The organism is Superficieibacter sp. (assembly GCF_032071645.1).
Classification (GTDB): domain Bacteria; phylum Pseudomonadota; class Gammaproteobacteria; order Enterobacterales; family Enterobacteriaceae; genus Superficieibacter.
Genome location: NZ_DAMAPU010000016.1, coordinates 32,598 through 50,327 on the forward strand (window position 1 = coordinate 32,598; position 17,730 = coordinate 50,327).

Genomic DNA, 17,730 nt, shown 5'->3' on the forward strand with positions numbered 1-17,730 from the left:
AACAGGCGCTATTTTCAGCGCCTGAGAAGGAAACTGCAATGCCTGAGAGTAAATCCTTAGGCCCTGCTTCCAGTTTTATGCTAATCCACCGTTTAAATCAACGCTGTGCCAGCCGGGTCAATACGACCGCGTCAGAAAGTTAAAACAGATCGTTCAGCATGACGCCCACGCCAACGCGGGTCTGATTGAAGTTGTAATCAATCAGCGATTCGCCATAGCCGCTATATACCTGGGTATAAAAACGCACGTGCTTCGATACCGGATAGCTGACGCCCAGTTCTGCGCCGCCGTAGCCGGTATTCCAGTTGTACTGTCCTTTGGCACTCAGGATCGCTTCGCCCACCTGGTAGCCGAGTCGAAGCTGGTAGTAACCCATATATTTGGTGATATCCGGGTTATCGTCGGTGCTGCCCAGCACGTACCAGGGTTTCACTTCTACCAGCCAGTTACCGTTCTGCGCCATCAGACGGGTATAGGCGCGGTTCCAGCTACGCGATGTGGGATCGGAACGCCCGTTAGAATCATGGTTATAGCCAAACTCGATGTCGCGCAGCGACCAGTCGCCTAAACGGTAATCGGTCGCAAAGCCGAGGAACAGCTGTGGCTCGTAGTTGGTTTCGCGGAACGGGGAAGATTCTCCGCTATTCGAAAGCTGCCACCATGATTTCTGGGTATAGGACGCGCCCAGCACCGAATTCGGTCCCAGGATGCCGCGCCAGAACGGAAACGCCAGGCTTAGCTGGAATTTCACCTCATCTTTACGCGCATTATCCGACCAGTTATAGGTGTTGATCGCCTCTTTGTTGAGATCGCTGGTCCAGGTATAGAGCAGGTAATTAGAATCATACGGATAAAGCGTGAAAGGATTGTCATGCTCCTGAAGAAGGTTAGCAATGATACTTCCCCGCACCGCAGGCGCATCGTGTACCTCTTTGACCGTGGCTTCCTGCGCGCAGGCAAAAAAGGGCAACAGTGCCGCTATCGCGAACAACCCACCCAGCAACTTACGCATCAACTGTGTTCTCCTGAACAAAACATAAATCATGTAAGTAATTATCTTGGATGCATTCTACAGATTTATTTTTTAGCTGCCTATGAAACCTGTGCGGATCTGGCAACAAACAAAATGAAAGCATAAAATCAACATTTTATTAACTATTAAAAAGATTAAGGTCATATGTCCACCACGCTTACCGCCGAAGAGACCCTCCGCCTGGTGGGGGAGATTTTTGTCTACCACATGCCCTTCAACCGTGCGCTGGGGCTGGAGCTGGATCGCTACGAGAAAGAGTTTGCCCAACTCAGTTTCAATAATCAGCCGATGATGGTGGGCAACTGGGCGCAAAGTATTTTACACGGTGGCGTGATTGCCTCGGCGCTGGACGTGGCGGCGGGGCTGGTCTGCGTCGGCAGCACGCTGACTCGTCACGATACTATCACCGAAGACGAGCTACGCCAGCGGCTGGCGCGCATGGGCACGATTGATTTACGCGTCGATTACCTGCGGCCAGGGCGCGGCAATCGCTTTACCGCCACCAGCAGCCTGCTGCGCGCGGGTAATAAAGTCGCCGTCGCGCGCGTCGAATTGCATAACGAAGAACAGGTTTACATCGCCAGCGCCACGGCGACGTATATGGTGGGTTGAGCAGGTAAATTCAGGTAAACTGCAGTTACTTTTTTGTAACGAGTTTTCTTCATGACCGATGCCAAACAAACGCGGCAGGGTGTGCTGCTCGCGCTCGCCGCCTATTTTATCTGGGGGATCGCCCCGGCCTACTTCAAACTGATTTACTACGTTCCGGCCAATGAAATCCTGACCCATCGCGTTATCTGGTCATTCTTTTTTATGCTGGCGCTTATCAGCGTCAGCCGCCAGTGGACGCAGGTCAAAAGACTGCTGGCGACGCCGAAAAAGATCCTCCTGCTCGCCCTCTCTGCGGTACTGATTGGCGGTAACTGGCTGCTGTTTATCTGGGCAGTAAATAACCATCACATGCTGGAAGCCAGCCTCGGCTACTTTATTAATCCGCTGGTGAATATCGTGCTGGGGATGATTTTTCTCGGCGAGCGTTTCCGCCGGATGCAGTGGCTGGCGGTGGCGCTTGCCGCCTGCGGCGTGCTGGTACAGCTCTGGACTTTCGGCTCGCTGCCGGTGATCGCGCTGGGGCTGGCGTTCAGTTTTGCCTTCTACGGCCTGGTGCGTAAAAAAATCGCCGTCGATGCTCAGACCGGAATGCTGGTCGAAACCTTATGGTTGCTGCCGGTAGCGGCTATCTGGCTGTTTGGGATCGCTGATAGCGCGACCAGCCATATGGGGCAAAACCCATGGTCGTTGAATCTGCTGCTGATCGCTGCAGGCGTGGTAACGACCATTCCACTGCTGTGTTTTACCGGCGCGGCGACTCGCCTGCGCCTCTCCACGCTCGGCTTTTTCCAGTATATCGGCCCGACGCTGATGTTTCTGCTGGCGGTAGTGTTCTACGACGAGCACCCGGGTGCGGATAAAATGGTGACGTTTGCGTTTATCTGGGTGGCACTGGCGGTATTTGTAATGGATGCGCTGTATACGCAGCGGCGGAGAAAATAAAAAAGAGATAACGGGTAGCCTGATGATTCAGGTTACCCGTCAGGGTTATTACAGCCAGTTCTTACGCTTGAAGTACAGGTACGGCGCAAGCCCCGCGAGGATCATAAAGATAATTGCGCCGGGGTAACCAAAGCTCCACTTTAGCTCCGGCATAAACTCGAAGTTCATCCCGTAGCTGGACGCCACCAGCGTCGGCGGCAGGAACACCACTGAAACCACCGAGAAGATCTTGATGATGCGGTTCTGTTCAATATTGATAAAGCCCATCGCCGCCTGCATCAGGAAGTTAACCTTCTGGAACAGGGATTCGTTGTGCGGCAGCAGGGACTCGATATCGCGCAGGATCTCACGCGCCTGCTCCAGTTGTCCGCCCGGTAAACGCGCTTTACGCACCAGGAAGTTCAACGCGCGCTGGGTATCCATCAGACACAGGCGAACTTTCCAGCCGATATCTTCCAGTTCCGCCAGCGTCGAGAGCGCTTCGTCGTACTCATCGCCCTGGTGCCCTTCCATAATCACCCGGCTTAGTTTTTCCAGGTCGCTGTAGATGTTTTCAATTTCATCCGCCAGCTGTTCGATTTTGGTTTCGAACAGGTCGAGCAACAGTTCAAAGGCGTTGCCGTCAACCATCAACTGACTGCGCGCACGCATACGGTATAAACGAAACGCGGGCAGTTCGCGTTCACGCAGGGTAAACAGGCGGCCTTCGCGGATCGTAAACGCGACGGTAGAGTTACCGGCGTGATCTTCCGCATCTTCGAAAAAGAAGAAAGAGTGAATATGCAGGCCGTCTTCATCTTCAAAAAAACGAGCCGATGCCTCGATGTCTTCCAGTTCGGGGCGGGTGGCCAGGTTCTGACCCAAATCCATTTGCACACGGTGTCGTTCTTCATCGTCCGGCTCGACTAAATCAACCCATACCGAGCTGGCAAGGTGATTGATTTCATCAGCCTCAAGGCGGATCAAACGATTATTTTCCAGTTGAAATGCGCTCAGCATGACCGGGACTCCCAATGCAAAAATTATCGGACAGTTCGGTGGGCACACAGAAACAATTGGGTTTCAGACCATTAAACAGCCTGACTCAGCGCGACGGGAAAAAGAGAAAGTCGCTGACAACCGCTAAGGCTATCAGCAAAAGGGGATAGCCTTAGGAGTTGATCCTGGATGACAGGATAATGAGCCAGTATGTACTGGGTGTGTCCAAGGCGAATGTCCTCTTAGCGTGATCGTGCGCGCATGTTACGCCAGCTATCACGACGGCGTCAACCTGTACCGCAGCTCTTCTCCCGACGCATACATGCCAGCAAAAACTCCCTAAGCGGCTGCAATTTACTGGCTGATTTTCCCGCAGGGTTTCTGGCTTTTCATCCCCAGCCATCACTGCTCAATGTGAGTATTCTTGTCCATCACATTATAACGTTTATTCATTTAGTAAATATTTCAAAATCAACAAATCAAAATTCTGTATATATTATTGATTTAATTGTATTTTTTCGATTTATTTTATTGCTAAAGGTCAGGACAATCGCAAAACTAAAGATATCGCTGGTCAGATCATCGGCGTATTTATCTCCCTGAATAACAGCAAACAAGGAAGACACATGTACAAAGCCGCACTATTAACCCTTAGCGTCGCGCTGCTGGCCGGGTGCGCCGCAGGCGCGCCGGACACAATGAAGCTCCAGCAGGCAACAGCCACTAAGCTGGGGCTGGGCTCTACGGACGAAGTCACTCTCAGTAATATTCAGCAATCGAAACCCGATATCCTGGGCGGAAGCACGGTGACACTGGACGCCACGACGGCGAAAGGCAGGAAATTCAGTTGCTCGACACTAATGATGCCGAGCCTGAATCCGCTTGAAAAACCAACCTACACTTCATTCGATTGCGCAGCGAAATAAGCATTTGCCATCAACGCCACAGCCGGTGGCGTTGAGTTACACCGTCTCCAGCTTCGCGTAAGCCGCGACCAGCCATTTGATCCCCTGCCCCTGGAATGCCACCTGCAAGCGGCTGTGCTCGCCGCTGCCTTCGAGATTGACAATGGTGCCTTCACCAAACTTAGCGTGACGCACGCGCTGACCCAGCCTGTAACCAGTGTCATTTTCCGTGATGGGCGTGCCAAGCTGTTTATGGCTAACCGGGCGGCTGATGGTAGCGCGCAGGCGGACTTCCTCAACGCACTCTTCCGGCAGCTCGCCGATAAAGCGCGACGGGCGGTGATACACTTCTTTGCCGTACAAACGTCGGGTTTCCGCGTAGGTCATGGTCAGTTTTTGCATCGCGCGGGTAACGCCGACGTAGGCCAGACGGCGTTCTTCTTCCAGTCGCCCGCCTTCGTCCAGCGACATCTGGCTGGGGAACATGCCCTCTTCCACGCCGACGATAAACACCTGCGGGAACTCCAGCCCTTTGGCGGAGTGCAGGGTCATTAACTGTACCGCGTCCTGCCAGGTATCGGCCTGCCCCTCGCCCGCTTCAAGCGCGGCGTGGGAGAGAAACGCCTGGAGCGGCATGAGATCTTCGTCTTCGTCGTTGTAGCTGAACTGGCGCGTTGCCGTCACCAGTTCCTCTAAGTTTTCGATACGCGTCTGGCCTTTCTCGCCCTTCTCCTGCTCATACATCGTCCGCAGGCCGGAGTCTTTGATGACCCGGTCAGTCTGGACGTGCAGCGGCATATCTGACGTTTCCTGCGCCAGCGCGTCAATAAGCTCCAGAAAACGCTGTAGCGCGCTGGCGGCGCGTCCGGCCAGCGCCCGTTCCGCAAGCAGCTCACGACAGGCCTGCCACAGCGTAAGCTGACGTTCGCGTGAAGCCTGACGAATAACGTCCAGCGTGCGATCGCCAATGCCGCGCGTCGGGGTATTAACCACGCGCTCAAACGCCGCGTCGTCGTTGCGGTTAGCGATCAGGCGCAGATAGGAGAGCGCATCTTTGATTTCCTGGCGTTCGAAGAATCGCATACCGCCGTAAATGCGATACGGCATTCCGACCTGCAAGAGCGCCTCTTCCAGCACGCGCGACTGGGCGTTACTGCGGTAGAGAATAGCGCAGTGCTCCAGCGCGCCGCCGCTTTCCTGCCAGGTTTTGATGCGGTTGACCACAAAGCGCGCTTCGTCGAGTTCATTAAACGCGCAGTAAAGGGAAATCGGCTCGCCTTCGCTGCCGTCGGTCCACAGTTTTTTCCCCAGGCGCCCGTTATTGTTTTCAATCAGGGCGTTCGCCGCACTGAGGATATTGCTGGTGGAACGGTAGTTTTGCTCGAGGCGAATGGTCTGCGCGCCGGGAAAATCGTTCAGGAAGCGCTGGATATTTTCAACCTGCGCCCCGCGCCAGCCGTAGATCGACTGGTCATCGTCACCGACGATCATCACTTTGCCGGTATCGCCCGCCAGCAGGCGGATCCACGCATACTGAATATTGTTGGTATCCTGAAATTCATCGACCAGGATATTCGAAAAACGCTCACGATAATGTTGCAGGATATGCGGCTTGTTCAGCCACAGTTCGTGGGCGCGCAGCAGCAGCTCGGCGAAATCCACCAGCCCGGCGCGATCGCAGGCTTCCTGATAGGCCTGATAGATTTTCTGCCAGGTCTGCTCCACCGGATTGCCGTAACTTTGAATATGATGCGGGCGCAGCCCTTCGTCTTTTTGACCGTTGATGTACCACATGCCCTGACGCGGCGGCCACTGCTTTTCATCGAGGTTCATCGCTTTAATCAGCCGCTTCAGCAAGCGGAGCTGATCTTCACTGTCGAGGATTTGAAAATCCTGCGGTAGCCCGGCATCCAGATGATGCGCGCGCAGCAGACGGTGCGCCAGCCCATGGAAGGTGCCGACCCACATCCCGCCCTGCGAAGTGCCCATCAACTGGCCGATACGGTGACGCATCTCCGCCGCCGCTTTGTTGGTGAACGTCACCGCCATAATCGAGTACGGCGAGCAGTTTTCCACGCTCAGCAGCCAGGCGATGCGATGCACCAGTACGCGCGTCTTGCCGCTTCCCGCTCCCGCCAGCACCAGCATATTGCTGCGCGTCGCGGCTACGGCGTCGCGCTGTTTGTCATTAAGGCTGTCGAGAAGGTAAGAAACGTCCATTGGCACCGCCGGATAAGTGAGAAAGGCGGAAAATCCGCCAAAACCCTGGAATTTTATACAGAACTACTGGTGATTATATCAGCGTGGAGAGGGATGCCAACCGCGAAATTTCAATATGCGGTAACAGGCGGCTATCGGTGGTGCGCATCAGATCGGCGTTTTCCGGCTTGATCCAGCAAGCCTGCATACCACAGCGGATCGCTCCGGCGACGTCAGTGGTTAAATCGTCCCCGACGTGAAGGATTTCATCCAGCGGCACGTTGAGACGCTGTGCCGCCAGATCGTACATATCGCTGAACGGCTTCGAGCGACCGTCCGGCCCGGCGCGCAGAACAAACTGGAAATAGTTGTTCAGGCCGAACAGTTCCGGCTGGGCATTACCGTTAGTGATCGCCACCAGCGGCCATTTTTCGGCAAGGCGCGCCAGCGTGTCGTGGGTTTCCTGCGGCACGTCAATCCGGCTGCGCCAGGTCGCAAAGTTGACCATTGCGGCCTGCGCACCTTCCGCCGCTTCTTCAGCGCTCAGTCCGGCATCCAGCATCGCCTGCTCGATGGCCCGCCGACGCCATTCGGTAACATCATGATAAATCTCTGGTTCTGCCTGACGCAACGCCTGGCGAAGACGCTGAAAATCGCTGTTTTCTAACGCCACCAGCGACGGATGGTAGCTGCGCACGAACGCGAGCGCTTCCTGCTCAGTACGCAGGATCACCGGACGGTTATCGTAGAGGGTGTCGTCGAGGTCAAAAGTGAGGGCTGAGAGGGTCCCCAGCGGTCGGTAAAATCGCATCATTTCCCCCGTTTCGCGCGTGGATGCGCCGCATCGTAGACGGACGCAAGGTGTTGAAAATCAAGATGGGTATAGATTTGGGTGGTCGACAAATTGGCATGGCCCAGCAGTTCCTGCACCCCGCGCAGATCGCCGCTCGACTCCAGCATGTGGGTGGCAAAAGAGTGGCGCAGTTTATGCGGATGCACATGGCTGTTCAGCCCCTGTTTAATGCCCCACTCGGCAAATCGTTTTTGCACGTTGCGCGCCGAGATACGCTTGCCGAGCTTCGATAAAAACAGCGCGTCGTCATCGCCGCCAAACAGACCGCGCAAATCAAGCCAGTGCTCAATCCACTGCACCGCATTGCGACCGATGGGCAGGCGACGTTCTTTGCTGCCCTTACCCATCACCCAGACTTCGCCGGTATCAAGATCCAGATGTTTACAATCCAGCCCGACCAGCTCAGAAAGACGCAGACCCGCGCCGTACATGACTTCCAGCATTGCCCGATCGCGCACCGCCAGCGGATCGTTAAGATCGATATCCAGCAGGCGATTCACATCGTCGACGTCAATATTTTTCGGCAGATGGCGCGGCACCTTCGGGGTTGCAATACCTTTCGCCGGATTTGCTTTCAGTTCGCCCTGGCTAATCAGCCAGTCGAAAAAGCTGCGCAGCGCGGAAAGACGCAGCGCCAGGCTGGTCGGCCCAAGCCCGCTACGACGGCTACGCACGGCAATATTACGCACCATTGCCGCGTCGCACTGCGGCCAGCTTTGTAGCCCGGCAGCTTCACCGAGGGCGATAATTGCGGCAAGCTGCCGCTGATAATTAAGGAGCGTAACCGGACTAAGCTGGCGCTCAACGCCGAGATAGCGCAGAAAACGCGCTACCGCGCTGAACAGCGGGGAATCGCTCATACGCGCTCAACCCAGCGTTCCAGCAGCGCGGGCAGCATTAGCGCCAGCTCCTGAAGCAGCTGTGTCCCCTGACCCGGCTCGTAGTGGTGCGGATCGCGGCTGCTGAAGATCAGCACGCCCAGATCGCCATCGCGCCCCAGCAATGAGAGCGCCACCGAGCCGATCGCTTTGGCATCCGGCAGCATGACAAGCAGTTCCGGGCCGTTCAGCGAGCCGAGATAATGATGCTCCTGCCCCAGCCGCTGAATGCGCAGCGACTCAAACGCCTGGCGACTGAGCGCCAGATGCGTAAACCGCGACGGCGCGCCAATGCGCCAGCGATCCGGGAACAGCCGCACCGTTGCGCCTGCCAGACCCAGCTCGCGCGCCCAGCGGTGAAGGCGATTCAGCATCTCCTCCAGGCTGTCGGCGGCCGCAAGACGATTTTGTAACGTCAGCAGACGATGGAACAGACCTTCGTTGGCGCTGGCCTGCTCCATCAGCAGCGTCATGTCATCTTCCATCTGGTTGATGTAATTCCGCGCCCGGACCATATGCCATTCGACCAGCGAGACGGCACCGCGCACCGGATGCGGAACCTGCATCTGCTCCACGATGCGGGCATTGCGAATGAAAAATTCAGGATTTTGCAGCAGATAGTCCGCCACGATGCTGTCGTCCAGCACGGCCAGCGTATCCTGTTGCTCTTCCCCAACCTGTTTCATAAGTGAATAAATCCGTCGTAGACGTGTGTTGCCGGGCCGGTCATAAATAGCGGATGGCCCGAACCTTTCCAGGCGATATCAAGACGTCCGCCGGGTAATTCCACGCGGACCTCTTCTGCCAGTAACCCTTGTTGAATGCCCACCGCAACCGCGCCACAGGCACCGCTGCCGCAGGCCTGCGTTTCGCCCGCACCGCGCTCATAGACGCGCAGGCGGATGTGTTCACGACTCACGACCTGCATAAAGCCAATATTGGCGCGTTCCGGGAAGCGCTCGTGGCTTTCCATAATGGGACCCAGGGTTTCCACAGCGGCGACGGTGACATCATCAACCTGAATCACACAGTGTGGATTACCCATCGAAACCACGCCGCAGAGTATGGTTTGCTCTGCCGCCCGCATAATATAGGTTTTTTCCGCTTTGTTAGCGCGAAACGGCACCTGCGACGGTTCAAAATTTGGCTCGCCCATATTGACCCGCACCAGTTCGTCTTCCGTCACGCTGAGCACCATCCGCCCTTTCGCGGTGCTGACGCGGATATCGCGTTTATTGGTCAGCCCTTTCAGGCGCACAAAGCGAGCGAAGCAGCGCGCGCCGTTGCCGCACTGCGCCACTTCACTGCCATCGGCATTAAAGATGCGGTAGTGAAAATCGAGATCGGGATCGTAAGGCGGCTCGACCACTAACAGCTGATCGAAACCCACCCCCAGATGCCTGTCCGCCAGACGGCGGATCAGCTCTGGTGAAAAAAAGAGATTCTGCGTTACCGCGTCGACGACCATAAAATCATTGCCGAGGCCATGCATTTTTGAGAACTGCATTATCTGCTCCATGTGCGCGGGGACAGAACAAAACGATCAGTAGTCAACCTGTGAAGGACCGTCACCCGTTGCGCGATCGTTACGATCTGGCGTGGAGCTTTGCGTTTGCGGCTCAACCTTCTTCGTCGGCGGTGGCGCTTTTTCATCAGCCGGTGGGAAATAGAGCGGCCCTTTCAGACCACAGCCCGTCAGACTGAAGAGCGTGATAAGAACGGCCAGCGAACGGTAAACGTTTTTCATTAAGAGTTGCCTGTAAGTTCATGCTTTCTGCTGTCTATCATCGCAGGAGAAGAGGTAAAAGCAAGCGTTTAGCGGGGATCTTTATAAAATCTGAAATGCGGCTCTGTTCTGCTGCAAAGGCAAGATTACGTAGGTGGATGCGTTGTACTGAGCGTTTTGCGATGTCAGGCCGACGTTAACCGGAGTTTCAGAGACTGGCGGTTGCCTTTATACTGTCAGCCTCACTTGCAAGCGGAAAACTCTAATGAACGACAGTGAATTTCATCGCCTCGCCGACCAGTTATGGATGATCATCGAAGAACGCCTGGACGACTGGGATGGCGACAGCGATATCGACTGTGAAATCAACGGCGGCGTGCTGACCATTACCTTTGAAAACGGCAGCAAAATCATTATTAACCGTCAGGAGCCGCTGCATCAGGTATGGCTGGCGACCAAGCAGGGCGGCTACCATTTTGACCTGAAAGGCGACGAGTGGGTATGCGACCGCAGCGGGGAAACCTTCTGGGATCTGCTGGAACAGGCGGCGACCCAGCAGGCAGGGGAAGCGGTGAGCTTTCGTTAATATTTTTGCCGGATGGTGGAGTAACTATCTCATCCGGCGCGTCCATCAGGAGAAATACTGCTGCAACAGCGGCGTGCCGTTATCCTGGTTTGCCGGAGGAATGGTCAGCGGCTGGTTGCGGAACGGGATCACCTGCGCGCGCCCGTCAACTTTTACGATCTGGTAGAACTGCGGCAGGTTGAAGTTGATAAAGCTGGAGCCGTAGGTAAAGCGGTCGTGCGAAGAGGAGTAGAAACGGCTGACGTCACGCACCAGCTCCTCTTTACTGCCTTCACAGTGGTGATAGACCTCGGCGCGGTTGCTCTCGTCGAGGATGTAAATATTGAAGCCGTTGTCGTCACTGGTGCCCTCAAAGAAGAACTGGATGATCCCTTCGCTGGCAAAACCATCGACCACCGCAGGCAGTTCAACCTGATTGGTTTCAACCTGGACCGACAGGCCGTGCAGCTTGTTATGCGAGATCGCGCCGTAAAATTCGATGGCGTTTTCCAGCTTCTGCACAGAAACGTTCAGGCGTTCAAAGAACAATCCCCAGGTCTGACCCGCGACGCGCAGCGCTTTGAAACGCCCGGTTTCCTGACGGGTGCTGGAAAGACGGAGTTCGACGCATTCGGAAACCAGTTGCTGTACGCGGGTACGGATTAATCCACGCAGATGCTGGCTGTAGCAGAAGACATCAACGCTGTCCGGCGGTGCAGCGTCCTGGTGCATTTTGCCGAGAATCGTTTTTAATGCTTCGATCATCGCTTGCTCACCGTTAAAGTGCAGGGTACGCACTTCATTCCATGAGTTGCGATACAGCAGATCGACGCTGCCCACCAGGCAATTTTGCTGTTCGCCGAAGCTGAACACGTCCAGCTTGCGGAAGTCAAAATGCACGACCTGATTGCGGAACGCCGCCGTCGGATCGTATTCAAGGTTGACGATAATCGCCAGATGGCGGATTTCACACGGGCTGTAGAGCGCTTTCGGCGTCGGCGCAGGCAGGCGCAGCGGGAAATGGTGCGAAACGTCTGCGACCATTTCCTGAAGTTTTGCCAGATCGACCGCATCGTTCCCTTTCACGAATAGCCGGGTGCGCGAGGTCAGCAGACCGTTAAACCATGCCCAGGCGATCAGCTTATTCAGATAGCGGTTATATTCCAGCGGCTGATGGCTGACGATCGATTCCATATTTGGCGCGCGATTATACAGATACCAGCCGGTACGGTTGGCGCGGCCTGGCGGCACATGGATGAACGTCAGGTTCGGCTCAGAGAGATCCGGGGAAATCTGCGGGTTCACCAGAGTGACTTTACCCGGCAGCGCTTCAAAAGCGGCGTAAAGTTTACGCGTCAGCACACCGATATCCTGCGGGCTGGCGGAAACACTAAGGTTATTGCGGCGGGCGAAACGGATAAGATTACGGTAGCTTTGCATCATGGCATCGAGCAGTTCGTTATGCGCTTCGCGCACCTGATCGATTTTCCAGTTTGCCCGGTTATCGAGCATGGCGAGACGCGCTTCGTCCCATCCCCACTCGTTGACTAAATGACTGATCACTTCACGACGCCAGCCGACGCACGCCCGTTCGCGGCTGAGTTTTTCACAGACTTTTAAGTAGAAACATCGACGGACCAGATCAAGGCGCGTGGTGTCTTCAATGGCCGTGAGATAGTGCGTCACGCGCTCCAGCATCATGCAGTAAGGATCGAGGCCGAAAGAGACGATTTCGCCATCGTGCAGGCGCTGTTTGATATCTTTTGCCAGCAGGCGCGTACTGGGATACTCCCACGAATACGCCTCCAGCAGCAGGGTTTTCAACACTGCTTTATACGGGGAGTCGATGCTCTTATAGAGCTGCCACAGACTGGCGCCGAAATACTCTTCGGCAGAAAGCGAGCTGAGGCCGCCGAGATCGAGCCATTCGTTCGGCGTTAATACGCCCTGCGCGTAGAGCGTCATCACGTAGTCGTCGTAATGCTCTTCTTCATCGCCCGGCACCATATTCCACAGAATACGCTTGCCCGCGAGGCGCACGGCGGTGCGGTAAAATTCATCAAGCAGCAGTATATGCTGGGTAGAGCCGCAGTCTTCGCCGCCGAGGCTGCCGCTTTCATTGTGGCGGAAGCGGTTTTCGTCGATCAGGAAGAAGCTGACTTCTACGCCCAGCGATGCGGCCCAGCTTTCAAGCAGGCTGCATTTGCGTTGCAGAAGCTGACGCTCTTCGTTATCAAGCCAGGCCTGATGGCAGACCCAGATGTCGAGATCGGAGGAACAGCTCTGCCCTACCGACGAAGTGCTGCCCATGGAGTAGATACCGGTAATCGGCAGTTCGCCTTTCGGCGACTCCTGCGGCGGCATTCCACGGTGCAGTTCGAGTTCATCAAGGTAGTGGCGTTGAGTTTCATCAGGCGTGTAAAAGCAGATGCCCTGGGGAACGTTACCGTCGAGGTAACCCGGCATCAGCGGGTGGTGATAATGCAACAATGTCGGCAGTAGACTGTAAACCTGCTGGAAAGCGGGCCCCATAGCAGCCAGCGCGCGATCGACACGCAGTTGGTTTATGGCATCCAGTCTCTGTTTCAAAGTCTCAATATAGAGGTACAAGACATATCGCCTGATGTTTGAAATCTGCTGTCAGAAACGTCAACAGGAGATTTCAGAAATTCCAGTAAACGTCCAGCTTGTCGTCCTTCTTTAATATAGAAGCTGGACGAACAAATGGCTTAAAACGTGATCAATCTAACACCTTGCGCATTGACCGTAAAGAAAGATGCACTACATACAAAGTGTAGCACCGTTTAACGGCAATAAACGCAGCTCTGCGCGCTACCTTTACCGTCGGCCAGACCGCGAAAACTGACATCCCGAAGACAACAGTGTTAGGATGGTTAGCAGATGATAATGACGGTAACAAGCATGTTAGACAATGTTATAAGAATTGCCACGCGCCAAAGCCCGCTGGCGCTATGGCAGGCACATTATGTCAAAGATCGCCTGATGGCCTGCCATCCAGGGCTGACGGTTGAGCTGGTGCCGATGGTCACTAAAGGCGACGTAATCCTTGATACGCCGCTGGCTAAAGTCGGCGGTAAAGGGCTGTTCGTTAAAGAACTTGAGCAGGCACTGCTGGATAACCGCGCCGATATCGCCGTTCACTCAATGAAAGACGTTCCCGTTGAATTCCCGCTGGGGCTGGGGCTGGTAACGATTTGCGAGCGCGAAGATCCGCGCGATGCCTTCGTCTCTAACCGTTACGAGTCCGTAGATGCCCTGCCGGTCGGCAGCGTGGTAGGCACGTCAAGTTTACGTCGCCAGTGCCAGCTTGCCGCACAGCGCCCGGATCTGGTGATTCGCTCCCTGCGCGGTAATGTGGGTACGCGCCTGAGTAAGCTCGACAACGGCGAGTATGATGCCATTATTCTGGCCGTCGCGGGTCTGAAGCGGCTGGGGCTGGCGTCGCGCGTGCGGGTAGCGCTGCCGCCTGAACTTTCTCTGCCCGCAGTTGGTCAGGGCGCGGTAGGCATTGAATGCCGGATGGATGACGATCGCACGCGGGAACTGCTCGCGCCGCTGAATCACGTCGAAACCGCGATCCGGGTGAAAGCAGAACGCGCGATGAACACCCGTCTTGAAGGCGGCTGTCAGGTGCCGATTGGTAGCTATGCTGAAATCGTCGAAGGTGAAATCTGGCTGCGCGGGCTGGTAGGCTCGCCGGACGGTTCGCAGGTGGTGCGCGGCGAACGCCGTGGCAAGCCGGAAGAAGCGGAACAGATGGGCGTTTCGCTGGCAGATGAACTACTCGATAACGGCGCGCGCGACATTCTGCGCGCGGTCTATCAGGGAGAATCACCTGCATGAGCATCCTGGTCACCCGCCCCACGCCGCAAGGCGAAGAGTTAGTGAGCCGACTGTGCGCGCTCGGGCAGGTGGCGTGGAGTTTTCCGCTGATTGAATTTACGCCAGGCCGTGAGCTGGCGCAGTTGCATTCCCGGCTGGCGGCGCTCGGTGCGGGCGATTTGCTTTTTGTCCTCTCCCGGCACGCGGTGGAATTTGCTCATGCGCAGCTTCAGCGGGAAGGCGCTGGCTGGCCTTCGTTACCGGACTATTTTGCTATTGGTCGCACCACCGCGCTGGCGCTGCATACGGTGAACGGATTTGATATTCATTATCCGCAGGATCGGGAAATCAGCGAAGTGTTGCTACAATTACCTGAATTACAGAAAGTTGCAGGTAAGCGGGCGCTGATCCTGCGCGGCAACGGCGGGCGCGAACTGTTAGGGGAAACTCTGACCGCACGCGGCGTTGATGTCGAGTTTTGTGAATGCTATCAACGTAGTGCAAAACATTACGATGGTGCGGAAGAAGCGATGCGCTGGCAGACGCGCGGAGTGACGACGCTGGTCGTCACCAGCGGCGAAATGCTGCAACAGCTTTGGTCGCTCATTCCGCCATGGTATCGCGAGCACTGGTTACTCCGCTGTCGGCTGATAGTCGTCAGCGAGCGTCTGGCGCACCTCGCCCGGGAGCTGGGCTGGCAACATATTCAGGTCGCTGATAACGCTGACAACGATGCGCTGCTACGCGCATTACAATAAATCTCATAATGGGAAGCCATAATGACGGAACAACAGAACTCCTCTGCCGTGGTTGATGAAACCAGGGAGGCCGTGGAAATCACGCCACAGCCAGAAAAAGCTGAGAAGAAAGGCAAAAACAATACGCCGCTGGTGCTGAGCGTCGTGGCGATTGCCATTGCGCTGGCTTCCGGTGTGGGCCTGTATAGCTGGGGAAAACAGCAGGCGTCCAGGCAAAATGCAAGCAACGATGCGCTGGTCAGCCAGTTAACCGCGCTGCAAAAAGCCCAGGAGTCGCAGAAAACCGAGCTGGAAGGCATCATCAAACAGCAGGCGTCCCAGCTTGATGAATCGAAGCGTCAGCAGGATGCGCTCACGAAAGAACTTGATGAAGTTCAGCAGAAAGTGGCGACCATCTCCGGTAGCGATGCCAAAACCTGGCTGCTGGCGCAGTCGGATTTCCTGGTCAAGCTCGCCGGACGTAAGCTGTGGAGCGATCAGGACGTCACTACGGCGGCTGCACTGCTGAAAAGCGCCGACGCCAGCCTGGCGGACATGAACGATCCGAGTCTGATTACCGCCCGCCGGGCCATCACCGATGATGTCGCCAGCCTGTCCGCCGTTTCACAGGTGGATTATGACGGCATCATTCTCAAGCTGAATCAGCTCTCCAACCAAATTGATAATCTGAGCCTGGCAGACAATAACGACGATGATTCGCCGATGGACTCTGACAGCGATGAGCTTTCCAGCTCCCTGAGCGAATGGCGCGTTAACCTGAAGAAAAGCTGGCAGAACTTTATGGACAACTTCATCACCGTGCGCCGCCGTGATGAAACCGCCGTGCCGCTGTTGGCACCGAATCAGGATATTTACCTGCGCGAAAACATTCGCTCCCGTCTGCTGGTTGCCGCTCAGGCGGTGCCCCGTCATCAGGATGAAACCTACAAGCAGGCGCTGGATAACGTCTCTACCTGGGTGCGCGCCTACTTTGATACTAACGATGCCACCACCAAAGGTTTTCTTGATGAACTGGAGGCGCTGAGCCAGCAAAGCATCACGATGGACGTGCCGGAAACGCTGCAAAGCCAGCCGATTCTGGAAAAGCTCATGCAGACACGCGTGCGTAATCTGTTGGCCCAGCCTGCGGCCAATGCTGAACCCGCGCCTGCCGCTGCGCCACAAGGAGAGTAATCATGTTAAAAGTATTGTTGCTCTTCGCATTGCTGCTGGCGGGCATCGTGCTTGGCCCGATGGTGGCCGGGCATCAGGGTTACGTGCTGATCCAGACCGATAACTACAATATTGAAACCAGCGTCACCGGCCTGGCGATTATTCTCGTCGTCGCGATGGTGGTGCTGTTTGCCGTGGAATGGCTGCTGCGCCGCATTATGCGCACCGGGGCGCATACCCGTGGCTGGTTTACCGGACGCAAACGTCGTCGCGCCCGTAAGCAGACCGAACAGGCGCTGCTGAAACTGGCGGAAGGCGATTATCAGCAGGTTGAGAAACTGATGTCGAAAAACGCCGATCACGCCGAGCAGCCGGTGGTGAACTATTTGCTGGCAGCGGAAGCGGCGCAACAGCGCGGCGATGAAGCTCGGGCCAATCAGCATCTGGCGCGGGCGGAAGAACTGGCAGGCAACGATGTGATCCCGGTAGATATCACCCGTACCCGTCTGCATCTGGCGCGAAATGAGGATCACGCGGCACGCCGCGACGTTGACCGTTTACTGGAGGTCGCGCCGCGTCACCCGGAAGTGCTGCGCCTGGCTGAACAGGCGTATATCCGTACCGGAGCCTGGAGCTCGCTGCTGGAGATTATCCCGTCGATGGCGAAAGCCGACGTGGGTGATGAAGAGCATCGCGCCGCGCTGGAAGAGCAGGCGTGGATTGGCCTGATGGATCAGGCGCGCGCCGATCAGGGCAGCGACGGACTGAAAGCCTGGTGGAAAAATCAGAGCCGTAAGACGCGCCGTCAGATCCCATTACAGGTGGCGATGGCGGATCACCTGATTGAGTGCAACGATCATGACACCGCCCAGCAGATCGTCATCGACGGCCTGAAACGTCAGTACGACGATCGCCTGACGCTGCTCATCCCGCGTCTGAAAACGAACAATCCTGAGCAGCTGGAAAAAATCCTCCGTCAGCAGATCAAAACGGCGGGCGACCGTCCGCTGCTGTGGAGTACGCTCGGCCAGTCGCTGATGAAGCACGGTGAGTGGCAGGAAGCGAGTATCGCTTTCCGCGCCGCGTTAAAACAGCGACCGGATGCGTTTGATTACGCCTGGCTTGCTGATTCCCTCGATCGCCAGCACAAACCGGAAGAAGCGGCCGCCATGCGCCGCGACGGTCTGCTGCTGACCCTGCAAAATAATCCCCAGCCATAAAAAAACGCCTGCTCTGAAACCAGAGCAGGCGTTAAAACAGGTCTGTTTGACAACATAAATGGGTGC

General features: G+C 56.0%; 18 protein-coding genes. 8 read left to right on the forward strand and 10 right to left on the reverse strand.

Going from position 1 to position 17,730, the window contains the following annotated elements:
• Nucleotides 1–139: 139 nt before the first annotated feature.
• Nucleotides 140–1,012: a phospholipase A gene (gene pldA, locus RT197_RS19075; protein WP_312952740.1), complete on the reverse strand. Its 873-nt coding sequence runs from the start codon at nucleotides 1,010–1,012 to the stop codon at nucleotides 140–142.
• Nucleotides 1,013–1,177: 165 nt separating this feature from the next.
• On the opposite strand from pldA, the gene yigI reads away from it, so the two are divergent.
• The gene (gene yigI, locus RT197_RS19080; RefSeq protein WP_312952741.1) at nucleotides 1,178–1,645 is read left to right on the forward strand and encodes an acyl-CoA thioesterase YigI; all 468 of its coding nucleotides are present in this window, start codon (nucleotides 1,178–1,180) and stop codon (nucleotides 1,643–1,645) included.
• Nucleotides 1,646–1,696: 51 nt separating this feature from the next.
• The gene (rarD, locus tag RT197_RS19085; protein WP_312952742.1) at nucleotides 1,697–2,587 is read left to right on the forward strand and encodes an EamA family transporter RarD; all 891 of its coding nucleotides are present in this window, start codon (nucleotides 1,697–1,699) and stop codon (nucleotides 2,585–2,587) included.
• A 48-nt stretch (nucleotides 2,588–2,635) separates the two neighbouring features.
• Here the strand turns inward: rarD and corA are convergent, their stop codons facing one another.
• The gene (corA, locus tag RT197_RS19090) at nucleotides 2,636–3,586 is read right to left on the reverse strand and encodes a magnesium/cobalt transporter CorA (protein WP_312952743.1); all 951 of its coding nucleotides are present in this window, start codon (nucleotides 3,584–3,586) and stop codon (nucleotides 2,636–2,638) included.
• Nucleotides 3,587–3,737: 151 nt separating this feature from the next.
• Entirely contained in the window at nucleotides 3,738–3,794 is a 57-nt protein-coding gene (gene ysgD / locus RT197_RS19095; RefSeq protein ID WP_228136886.1) for a YsgD/CorL family protein, read from the reverse strand.
• 397 nt (nucleotides 3,795–4,191) lie between these two features.
• Here ysgD and RT197_RS19100 point away from each other — a divergent pair, with 397 nt between their 5' ends.
• On the forward strand, nucleotides 4,192–4,491 hold the full coding sequence (locus RT197_RS19100) for a hypothetical protein (RefSeq protein WP_312952744.1): 300 nt from the start codon (nucleotides 4,192–4,194) through the stop codon (nucleotides 4,489–4,491).
• Nucleotides 4,492–4,527: 36 nt separating this feature from the next.
• Here RT197_RS19100 and uvrD read toward each other — a convergent pair whose 3' ends face one another.
• From uvrD to lptM, 6 genes are all read right to left on the reverse strand, one after another.
• Nucleotides 4,528–6,690: a DNA helicase II gene (uvrD, locus tag RT197_RS19105; RefSeq protein WP_312952745.1), complete on the reverse strand. Its 2,163-nt coding sequence runs from the start codon at nucleotides 6,688–6,690 to the stop codon at nucleotides 4,528–4,530.
• A 73-nt stretch (nucleotides 6,691–6,763) separates the two neighbouring features.
• Nucleotides 6,764–7,480, reverse strand: a complete 717-nt coding sequence (yigB, locus tag RT197_RS19110) for a 5-amino-6-(5-phospho-D-ribitylamino)uracil phosphatase YigB (protein WP_312952746.1) — start codon at nucleotides 7,478–7,480, stop codon at nucleotides 6,764–6,766.
• Nucleotides 7,480–8,382, reverse strand: a complete 903-nt coding sequence (gene xerC / locus RT197_RS19115) for a tyrosine recombinase XerC (RefSeq protein ID WP_312952747.1) — start codon at nucleotides 8,380–8,382, stop codon at nucleotides 7,480–7,482. Before xerC ends, yigB begins: the two co-directional genes overlap by 1 nt.
• A complete protein-coding gene (locus tag RT197_RS19120) occupies nucleotides 8,379–9,086 on the reverse strand; it encodes a DUF484 domain-containing protein (protein ID WP_312952748.1) in 708 nt (235 codons plus the stop codon). Before RT197_RS19120 ends, xerC begins: the two co-directional genes overlap by 4 nt.
• The gene (dapF, locus tag RT197_RS19125; protein WP_312952749.1) at nucleotides 9,083–9,907 is read right to left on the reverse strand and encodes a diaminopimelate epimerase; all 825 of its coding nucleotides are present in this window, start codon (nucleotides 9,905–9,907) and stop codon (nucleotides 9,083–9,085) included. The genes RT197_RS19120 and dapF overlap by 4 nt, the downstream gene beginning before the upstream one ends.
• Nucleotides 9,908–9,943: 36 nt before the next feature.
• Nucleotides 9,944–10,147: an LPS translocon maturation chaperone LptM gene (lptM, locus tag RT197_RS19130; RefSeq protein WP_312952750.1), complete on the reverse strand. Its 204-nt coding sequence runs from the start codon at nucleotides 10,145–10,147 to the stop codon at nucleotides 9,944–9,946.
• Nucleotides 10,148–10,391: 244 nt separating this feature from the next.
• Between lptM and cyaY the strand changes: the two genes are divergently transcribed.
• On the forward strand, nucleotides 10,392–10,712 hold the full coding sequence (cyaY, locus tag RT197_RS19135) for an iron donor protein CyaY (protein ID WP_312952751.1): 321 nt from the start codon (nucleotides 10,392–10,394) through the stop codon (nucleotides 10,710–10,712).
• Nucleotides 10,713–10,757: 45 nt separating this feature from the next.
• Here the strand turns inward: cyaY and cyaA are convergent, their stop codons facing one another.
• Nucleotides 10,758–13,301 (reverse strand): class I adenylate cyclase, encoded by a 2,544-nt coding sequence (cyaA, locus tag RT197_RS19140; protein WP_312952752.1) that lies wholly within the window; start codon nucleotides 13,299–13,301, stop codon nucleotides 10,758–10,760.
• A gap of 312 nt (nucleotides 13,302–13,613) precedes the next feature.
• On the opposite strand from cyaA, the gene hemC reads away from it, so the two are divergent.
• Genes hemC through hemY form a run of 4 tightly spaced genes read left to right on the forward strand, consistent with a single transcriptional unit; the run spans nucleotide 13,614 to nucleotide 17,664 of the window.
• A complete protein-coding gene (gene hemC / locus RT197_RS19145; RefSeq protein WP_312952754.1) occupies nucleotides 13,614–14,555 on the forward strand; it encodes a hydroxymethylbilane synthase in 942 nt (313 codons plus the stop codon).
• Nucleotides 14,552–15,292, forward strand: a complete 741-nt coding sequence (gene hemD / locus RT197_RS19150) for a uroporphyrinogen-III synthase (protein ID WP_312952756.1) — start codon at nucleotides 14,552–14,554, stop codon at nucleotides 15,290–15,292. Before hemC ends, hemD begins: the two co-directional genes overlap by 4 nt.
• A 21-nt stretch (nucleotides 15,293–15,313) precedes the next feature.
• Nucleotides 15,314–16,465: a uroporphyrinogen-III C-methyltransferase gene (hemX, locus tag RT197_RS19155; protein ID WP_312952757.1), complete on the forward strand. Its 1,152-nt coding sequence runs from the start codon at nucleotides 15,314–15,316 to the stop codon at nucleotides 16,463–16,465.
• 2 nt (nucleotides 16,466–16,467) lie between these two features.
• Nucleotides 16,468–17,664: a protoheme IX biogenesis protein HemY gene (hemY, locus tag RT197_RS19160; RefSeq protein WP_312952758.1), complete on the forward strand. Its 1,197-nt coding sequence runs from the start codon at nucleotides 16,468–16,470 to the stop codon at nucleotides 17,662–17,664.
• Nucleotides 17,665–17,730: the final 66 nt, after the last annotated feature.